The organism is Cupriavidus sp. SK-4 (assembly GCF_000611125.1).
In the GTDB taxonomy this organism is placed as follows: domain Bacteria; phylum Pseudomonadota; class Gammaproteobacteria; order Burkholderiales; family Burkholderiaceae; genus Cupriavidus; species Cupriavidus necator.
In genome coordinates, this window is the sequence record NZ_JFJW01000034.1 from 1 (window position 1) to 6,696 (window position 6,696).

The following is a 6,696-nucleotide window of genomic DNA, read 5'->3' on the forward strand; positions in this document are numbered from 1 at the left end:
AATACGAACACCAGGGCCATCCGTATTACGCAAGTGCGCGCCTGTGGGACGACGGCGTGATCGATCCCGCGCAGACCCGCACCGTGCTGGGCCTGGGACTGTCCGCGAGCCTGAATGCGCCGATCGAGGACATGAAGTTCGGCGTGTTCCGCATGTAATTCCGGCCACGCCATTACTGCCCCATAACCGCCTTTCACCCCATGCGCCGCGTCGCCCGCCCGCTTTGCAGCCTAGCCCTGGTCACGGCGCTTGCCTTGCTGGCGCCGCTGTGCGGGCATGCGCAGACTGCGAACGGAAACGGCAAAGCTGCGCGCATGCGCTTCCAGGAGCAGGTGGTGATGCTGCCCAAGGCGGCGATCCCGTCGCGCATCGACCTGGAAGCCACGGTATTCAAGCCGGCTGGCGACGGGCCGTTCCCGCTGGTGGTGATCAACCACGGCAAGGCGCCGGGCCGGCCCGCCATGCAGGGGCGCGCGCGCTTTCCGGCGCAGAGCGTGGAATTCCTGCGCCGCGGCTACGCCGTGGTGCTGCCGATGCGGCAGGGTTTTGCGCGCTCGGGTGGCGCCTATGTGGGCGGCAGCTGCGACATCGAGACCAACGGCATGATGCAGGCCGACGATGTCGTCGCCACGCTCGACTTCATGGCCACCCAGCCCTATGTGGACATGGAGCGCATTGTCGTGATCGGACAGTCGCACGGGGGCCTGACCACGATGGCGTTCAGCACCATCGGCTATCCGGGGGTGCTGGGCGTGGTCAACTTTGCGGGCGGGCTGCGCAACCTGAACTGCCCGGACTGGGAAGAGCGCCTGGTCGATGCCTTTGCCGGCTACGGCAGCCTGGCGCGCTACCCGTCGCTGTGGGTGTATGGCGACAACGACAGCTACTGGCCGGTGCCCTTGCCCGGCCGCATGTTCAACGCCTTCAAGGCGCGTGCCACCGGCCCCGCGGCCAGGTCACGGCTGGTGGACGTGGGCGAGTTCGGCAACGACTCGCATCGCGTCTTCAGCGCGCGCGAAGGCATCCCGGTGTGGTTGCCTGAAGTCGGCAACTTCTTCCGCTCGCTGGGGCTGCCGTTCGACGCCGGCACCTGAACCTCACAGACAACTTATCCGCCAACGGAGCGAACCATGGAATTCACCGCCCTGACCGTCAATATCGCCAGCCACGTCGCCACCGTCACGCTGAACCGGCCCGATGTGCGCAACGCCTTCAACGAGACCGTGATCGCCGAGCTGACCGGCGCCTTCCGCGCGCTGGGCGACATGGACGAGGTGCGCGCCATCGTGCTGGCCGGCAACGGCCCGGCCTTCTGCGCCGGCGCCGACCTGAACTGGATGAAGAAGATGGCGGGCTATTCCGACGACCAGAACCGCGCCGATGCGCTGACCCTGGCGCAGATGCTGCACACCATCTGGTCGTGCCCGCGCCCGGTGATCGCGCGCATCCAGGGCGACACCTACGCCGGCGGCATGGGCCTGGTGGCCGCGTGCGATATCGCGGTGGCCGCCGAGCACGCGCACTTCTGCCTGTCCGAGGCGCGCCTGGGCCTGCTGCCCGCCACCATCAGCCCGTATGTGATCCGCGCGCTGGGCGAGCAGGCCGCACGCCGCTACTTCATCACCGCCGAGCGTTTCGACGCCGCCGAGGCGCTGCGGCTGGGCTTTGTGCATACGGTGGTGCCGGCCGAGGCCCTGGACGCCAAGGTCGCCGAACTGGCGACCGCGCTGGTGGCCAACAGCCCGAACGCCGTGCGCGAAAGCAAGCGGCTGGTGCAGGACATCGCCGGGCGCGTGATCGACAACGATTTGCTGGCCGATACCGCGGACCGGATTGCGAAGATCCGGGCGTCGGAAGAGGGACGTGAAGGGGTGAAGTCGTTCCTGGAGAAGCGCTCGCCGTCGTGGCGCCCCGCTTGAGTCACACGTCTGGCCTGCCGCAGTGAAAAAAGACTGCCGGCAGGTTGCGTGGAGATCGCGGCACGCTAACGACAAGAACAGCGCTTCGCCCCGATAACGTTCGGTAAATCCGGTCAAAGCGCAGCTAACGCAAAAATATCGCCTTCATTGCCAAGCCCGAGAAGACATTCCTAACATGACCCTCCCCAACCTGTCCGCCACCGTTGCACTGCCCGGCCTTGCCGGCCGCGGCGCGCGCGCGGACGGTCAACAAAGGAGGGCTATCTTGGATCACCTGTCCCTTTCCCCAGGCAGCGACGCGCAGGCACTCGGCCAGCGCAGCCGCAACGCCGTCTGGCATCCGTGCACGCGGCTGCGCCCCGACGACGACGCCGTGCCGCTGGCGATCGTGCGCGGCGACGGCCCGTGGCTGCATGATGCCGACGGCCGCCGTTATTTCGACGCCACCAGTTCGTGGTGGGTCAACCTGTTCGGCCACGCCAACCCGCGCATCAACGCCGCGCTGGCCAGCCAGCTGGAAACGCTGGGGCACGTGATGCTCGCCGGCTGCACCCACGCCCCGGCGGTGGAGTTGGCCGAGCGCCTGTCGGCGCTGACCGGCGGCGCGCTCGGCAATGTCTTCTACGCTTCGGACGGCGCCTCGGCGGTCGAGATCGCGCTGAAGATGAGCTTCCACTACTGGCGCAATACCGGCCTGCCGGCCAAGCGCGAGTTCGTCTGCCTGCGCCACGGCTACCACGGCGAGACCGTGGGCGCGCTCGCGGTGACCGACGTGGAAGTCTTCCGCGATGCCTATGATCCGCTGATCCGCCGCGCACACGTGGTGATGTCGCCCGACGCACGCCAGGCCGCACCCGGCGAGAGCGCAGCGGACGTGGCCGCCCGCGCCCTGGCGGAGCTGGAAACCCTGCTGCGCGAGCGCGCCGGCCAGATCGCCGCGCTGATCGTCGAGCCGCTGGTGCAGGGCGCCGCCGGCATGGCGATGTACGACCCGTCGTATCTGGATGGCGCGCGCGCACTGTGCGACCGCTACCGGATCCACCTGATCGCCGACGAGATCGCGGTGGGCTGCGGGCGCACCGGCACCTTCTTCGCGTGGGAACAGTCGCGCGCCGGGGAGGCGCCGCTGCCCGCGCACCTGTGGCCCGACTTCCTGTGCCTGTCCAAGGGCATCAGCGGCGGCTACCTGCCGCTGTCGCTGGTGCTGTCGCGCCCGGAGATCCAGCGCGCCTTCGTCGCCGACGAGCTGGCCCGCAGCTTCCTGCATTCGCACTCCTACACCGGCAACCCGCTGGCCTGCCGCGCCGCGCTGGCCACGCTGGACCTGTTCGCGCAGGACGACGTGCTCGCGCGCAACCGCGAGCGCGCGCACTGGCTTGCCGACGGCATGGCCGCGCTGGCCGCCGACGCACGCCTGCGGCACGTGCGCCAGCGCGGGCTGATCTGGGCCGCCGATGTGCGCGATGACGTCGCCGGCGCGGACTTTGCCGCGCGCTTCCATCACGCCGCGCGCGAGCGCGAGCTGCTGGTGCGCCCGATCGGCAATACGCTGTACGTAATGCCGCCCTACGTCTTCGATGCCGCGCAGGCACGCTGGCTGGGCGAGCAGATGCTGGCCACGCTCGACGATGTGACCACCGATGTGACCACGGCCCGGGAGGTGCGCCATGCTGCTTGAACAACTGAGGCAGGCCGCCGAACAGCGCCACGCGCTGGCCCTGACGCGCCGCCGCCGCGTTGCCCACACTGCCTGCGCGCCGCACCAGGCCGTGGGCGAGGACGGGTCCGAGCCGGAATCGCTGCTGACCTTCTGCAGCAACGACTACATGGGGCTGGCCAACCACCCGGACGTGATTGCCGCGCTGGTGGAAGGCGCGCAGCGCTATGGCGCGGGCAGCGGTGCCTCGCACCTGGTCAGCGGGCATTCGCTGGCGCACACCCAGCTGGAAGCGGAACTGGCGCGCTGGCTCGCCCCGCATATCCCGCACGCACGCACGCTGTATTTCTGCACCGGCTACATGGCCAACATGGCGGTGCTGACCGCGCTGGGCACGGCGGGCGCCACGCTGTTCTGTGAGTCGCTCAACCATGCCTCGCTGATCGATGGGGCGCGGCTCGCGCGTGCCGACGTGCAGCGCTACCCGCATTGCGACACCGCCGCGCTGGAAGCGCTGCTGGCTGCCAGCACCAGCGAGCGCAAGCTGATCGTGACCGACAGCGTGTTCAGCATGGACGGCAATGTCGCGCCGCTGCGCAAGCTGCTGGAACTGGCCGAGCGCCATGACGCCTGGATCATCGTCGATGACGCCCACGGCTTCGGCGTGCTGGGCGAGCAGGGCCACGGCGTGCTGGAAGCGCTGGGACTGTCGTCCGAGCGGCTGATCTATATCGGCACGCTCGGCAAGGCCGCCGGGGTGGCGGGTGCCTTCGTCGCCGCGCACGAGACCATCATCGAACACCTGGTCAACACTGCGCGGCCCTATATCTACACCACGGCCGCGCCGCCGGCTGTCGCGCATGCGCTGCTGGCCAGCCTGGCGATCCTCGAAGGAGAAGAGGGCAGGCAACGCCGGGCGCAACTGACGCGCTGCATCGGCATGCTGCGCGAGGGGCTGGCCCAGCTGGCTGCGATCGCGGGCTGGACGTTGGGTGACAGCGAGACCGCGATCCAGCCGCTGATCGTCGGCGACAACGGCGCCGCGCTGGCGCTGTCGGCCACGCTGGAGGCGGATGGCATCCGCGTCGGCGCGATCCGGCCGCCGACCGTGCCGGAGGGCACGGCGCGGCTGCGCATCACGCTGTCGGCCTCGCACACCGAAGCCGATGTGCGGCGCCTGCTGGATGCATTGGGCGCCGCGGTGGCGCAGCAGGAGGCCGCATGAGCACGCGCGCGCCTTTTGCCTGCTTTGTCACCGGCACCGATACCGGCATCGGCAAGACCCACGCCAGCGCCACGCTGCTGCATGCGCTCCATGCCGCCGGCTACCGCACCGCGGGCATGAAGCCCGTGGCCAGCGGCAGTGAGTGGCGCGACGGCCATTGGCACAACGACGACGTGGCGCAGCTGCGCGCCGCCAGCTCGGTGGCGGTGCCACTGGGCCAGACCTGCCCGTTCCTGCTGCGCACGCCGTGCTCGCCGCACCTGGCCGCCGCGCACGAGGGCGTGCGCATCACGCGCGCGCCGGTCCGCACGGCCTTCGACGCGCTGCGCCGCCAGGCAGATGCGGTGGTGGTGGAGGGCGTGGGCGGTTTCAACGTGCCGCTCGACGCAGGCGCCGTGCGCTGGAACACCGCCGACCTGGCGGTGATGCTGGCGGTACCGGTGGTGATGGTGGTCGGCATCCGGCTCGGCTGCCTGAACCACGCCGTGCTGACCGCCGAAGCCATCCGCGCGCGCGGCCTGCCGCTGGCGGGCTGGATCGCCAACCGGGTCGACCCGGACATGCTGCTGGCCGACGAGAACATTGCCACGCTGCACGCGTCGCTGGACGCGCCTTGCCTGGGTGAATTGCCCTGGCAACTGGCGCCCGCCGCTGCCGCTGCCGCTGGCCGGCTCGACCTTGCGCCGCTGTTCGCCGCCGCCACCCAATACCAAGCCGAGGCCGCCGGCCTTGCTGCCTGAACCAGAATTCGCATCGATCATGACTCAAGCCCACACCGCTACCACCGTTACTACCGTTTCCGTCGATTCCCTGCGCCAGAGCGCGCGTTCGCACGCACTGCCCGATGACGCCGCGTGGCGCGTCGATGACGTCGCCGCGCTGTTCGCGCTGCCGTTCAACGACCTGTTGTTCCGCGCCCAGCAAGTGCACCGCGAGCACTTCGACGCCAATACCGTGCAGCTGTCCACGCTGCTGTCGATCAAGACCGGCGGCTGCGAAGAGGATTGCGGCTACTGCCCGCAGAGCGCGCACCACGATGCCGGCGTGAAGGCCGAGAAGCTGATGGCGCTGGACGAGGTGCTGGACGCCGCGCGCGCGGCCAAGGCCAACGGCGCCACCCGCTTCTGCATGGGCGCCGCCTGGCGCAGCCCCAAGGACCGTCACCTGGAGCCGGTGATGGACATGGTGCGCGAAGTGAAGGCGATGGGCCTGGAGACCTGCGTCACGCTCGGCATGCTCAAGGCCGAGCAGGCGCAGCAGCTCAAGGATGCGGGGCTGGACTACTACAACCACAACCTGGATACCTCGCCGGAGTTCTACGGCAAGATCATCACCACGCGCACCTACCAGGACCGGCTCGACACCATCGGCCATGTGCGCGACGCCGGCATCAATGTCTGCTGCGGCGGCATCGTGGGCATGGGCGAGGCGCGCGAAGCGCGTGCCGGCCTGATCGCGCAGCTGGCCAATATGGACCCGTATCCGGAGTCGGTGCCCATCAACAACCTGGTCCAGGTCGAGGGCACGCCGCTGGCGGGCACCGAGGCGCTGGACCCGTTCGAGTTCGTCCGCACCATTGCCGTGGCACGCATCACCATGCCGCGCGCGATGGTGCGCCTGTCCGCCGGCCGCGAGGCCATGGACGAAGCGTTGCAGGCGCTGTGCTTCATGGCCGGCGCCAATTCCATTTTCTACGGCGAAAAGCTGCTGACCACCGGCAACCCGCAGGCCGACCGCGATCGCGCCCTGCTGGACCGCCTCGATATCCGCGCAGAGGGCTATGCGGGATGACGAGGTAGGAGATAGCCCGCTGGACAGCTCGCCGCCGTAAGATCCCAATCACAAGGATAACGAGGAGGGAGCCATGTTCAACAAGATCCTGATCGCCAACCGCG

6 protein-coding genes are annotated in these 6,696 nt (G+C 69.2%); all 6 read left to right on the forward strand.

Annotated features, from left to right (window positions below; all coding sequences use genetic code 11):
• The first annotated feature begins 200 nt into the window (after nucleotides 1-200).
• The gene (locus CF68_RS07160) at nucleotides 201-1,094 is read left to right on the forward strand and encodes a dienelactone hydrolase family protein (protein ID WP_035817038.1); all 894 of its coding nucleotides are present in this window, start codon (nucleotides 201-203) and stop codon (nucleotides 1,092-1,094) included.
• A gap of 36 nt (nucleotides 1,095-1,130) precedes the next feature.
• Nucleotides 1,131-1,919 carry an enoyl-CoA hydratase/isomerase family protein gene (locus tag CF68_RS07165; RefSeq protein ID WP_035817040.1) on the forward strand — a complete coding sequence of 263 codons (789 nt, stop codon included), beginning with the start codon at nucleotides 1,131-1,133 and terminating at the stop codon, nucleotides 1,917-1,919.
• A 265-nt stretch (nucleotides 1,920-2,184) separates the two neighbouring features.
• Complete coding sequence (bioA, locus tag CF68_RS07170; RefSeq protein WP_200872535.1) at nucleotides 2,185-3,597, forward strand: adenosylmethionine--8-amino-7-oxononanoate transaminase; 1,413 nt, start codon at nucleotides 2,185-2,187, stop codon at nucleotides 3,595-3,597.
• The gene (bioF, locus tag CF68_RS07175; protein WP_035817044.1) at nucleotides 3,587-4,801 is read left to right on the forward strand and encodes an 8-amino-7-oxononanoate synthase; all 1,215 of its coding nucleotides are present in this window, start codon (nucleotides 3,587-3,589) and stop codon (nucleotides 4,799-4,801) included. Before bioA ends, bioF begins: the two co-directional genes overlap by 11 nt.
• The gene (bioD, locus tag CF68_RS07180) at nucleotides 4,798-5,541 is read left to right on the forward strand and encodes a dethiobiotin synthase (RefSeq protein WP_035817046.1); all 744 of its coding nucleotides are present in this window, start codon (nucleotides 4,798-4,800) and stop codon (nucleotides 5,539-5,541) included. The genes bioF and bioD overlap by 4 nt, the downstream gene beginning before the upstream one ends.
• 19 nt (nucleotides 5,542-5,560) lie before the next feature.
• Entirely contained in the window at nucleotides 5,561-6,592 is a 1,032-nt protein-coding gene (gene bioB, locus CF68_RS07185; protein WP_035817047.1) for a biotin synthase BioB, read from the forward strand.
• Nucleotides 6,593-6,696: the final 104 nt, after the last annotated feature.

What these genes read in the sequence shown, in the direction of transcription:
- CF68_RS07160 (WP_035817038.1), top strand. Translation starts at nt 201, where the DNA reads ATGCGCCGCGTCGCCCGCCCGCTTTGCAGCCTAGCCCTGGTCACGGCG.
- CF68_RS07165 (WP_035817040.1), top strand. Translation starts at nt 1,131, where the DNA reads ATGGAATTCACCGCCCTGACCGTCAATATCGCCAGCCACGTCGCCACC.
- bioF (WP_035817044.1), top strand. Translation starts at nt 3,587, where the DNA reads ATGCTGCTTGAACAACTGAGGCAGGCCGCCGAACAGCGCCACGCGCTG.
- bioD (WP_035817046.1), top strand. Translation starts at nt 4,798, where the DNA reads ATGAGCACGCGCGCGCCTTTTGCCTGCTTTGTCACCGGCACCGATACC.
- bioB (WP_035817047.1), top strand. Translation starts at nt 5,561, where the DNA reads ATGACTCAAGCCCACACCGCTACCACCGTTACTACCGTTTCCGTCGAT.